The organism is Moorena sp. SIO3I6, from assembly GCF_010672095.1.
The window spans coordinates 1-1316 of record NZ_JAAHHU010001411.1 but is presented as its reverse complement, the minus strand read 5'-3'; the positions used below and the strand labels follow the sequence as shown (position 1 = coordinate 1316).

At 41.6% G+C, this 1316-nt stretch carries 2 protein-coding genes; both read right to left on the bottom strand.

The window, feature by feature from the left end; translation table 11 throughout:
- Window positions 1-137: 137 nt before the first annotated feature.
- Window positions 138-554 (bottom strand): trypco2 family protein, encoded by a 417-nt coding sequence (locus F6K49_RS49800; RefSeq protein WP_293110212.1) that lies wholly within the window; start codon window positions 552-554, stop codon window positions 138-140.
- Window positions 555-737: 183 nt separating this feature from the next.
- Window positions 738-1316, bottom strand: a 579-nt coding sequence (locus F6K49_RS49795; RefSeq protein ID WP_366514362.1) for a transposase, incomplete at its 5' end; no start/stop codon positions are given.

Below are 1316 nucleotides of genomic sequence, written 5' to 3'. Positions count from 1 at the left end.
CCCATCTCCCAATCTCCCCATCTCCCCATCTCCCCATCTCCCCATCTCCCCATCTCCCTATCCAACTAATCTACTCTCTTTGAATGCAACTCGGTATGACTTCTGGCTTCTGCCTTCTATTTCCCGTTTCCCCGACATTAGTCACCCAGTTGTTCATTCAGATTGTCCTCGTCATTGCCTTTAAGGAGTGCCATTGAATTCTTGACCATCGTTGGCACCTTATCGCCATTAAGGGTCTGGTAAAATTCCATCAGACGCTCCTTATCGAAGAGGGGAGATAATTTGACTTTGACTTTATGAATCTCATCCCGTCCCAAGTCTCCACCTAGTTCGCCTCCTACCTCGCCCCCAGTTCCTAGTACATTAATTTTGATATTCCCCTTGGCACCTGCTTTTGCAGTTCGCTTGACACTAACTTGTAGTTCCAGTTCCACAGATTCAACACACAACAAGGGAGCATCTTTTTCCTGACCTGGTGCTACTGATAGCAGATCGTGTTTAACCTGTTGGATAAATTCAGATAATCCAATCGGGCTGTTATCGTTGTCAGACATTAATCTGGTATAGTTAGTTATATTATTCAACAGCTTAACTATAGGCAGCTATCTAGGTAGTTGTCACTGGCAAGATGCCAGTTCTACCATTGACCACTGGCAAGATGCCAGTTCTACCATTGACCACTGGCAAGATGCCAGTTCTACCATTGACCACTGGCAAGATGCCAGTTCTACCATTGATTATGGTACAGAAGATTTCTCTACACTATCCATTTGCCAGAAGAAAGAATATGTTTCAGCCATGTCAGATAAATTAGCCTTTACAGGATTTTGTCGGATATAGTGCCAGGTTTCTAAAAATTCTATTTCATCTCGAATAATGCGATCATATCGCTCGTATTGCCAAACAATACCGATATGATTCATTACTTTAGAAACTTGTTTAGAACTATAGCTTTTAATGCTGTGGATAATACTACCATTACTCCAATATTCCTGATTGGATTTTGGCAAAGGCTGTATTAACCAATGCACATGATCCGGCATGATCACAACAGCATAAGTTTTGTACCTTTGGTTATTGAAGAATAAACAGCAATCTAAAACTACTTTTCTGGCTTCCGGGGTCAACTCTAGCTTTTTAAAAGTATTAAAAGTTACAAAGTAAATTGCTCCTGCTGATTCCCAGTGAGGAAGAGTCCTTTGGCTAATTTTAAGATTTTTGAACTTTCTGAAACTGGTATAATTCGTAGAACTGGCATCTGGCCTGTGATAATCGGAACTGGCATCTGGCCTGTGATAATCGGAACTGGCATCTGA

What these genes read in the sequence shown, in the direction of transcription:
- F6K49_RS49800 (WP_293110212.1), bottom strand. Translation starts at nt 554, where the DNA reads ATGTCTGACAACGATAACAGCCCGATTGGATTATCTGAATTTATCCAA.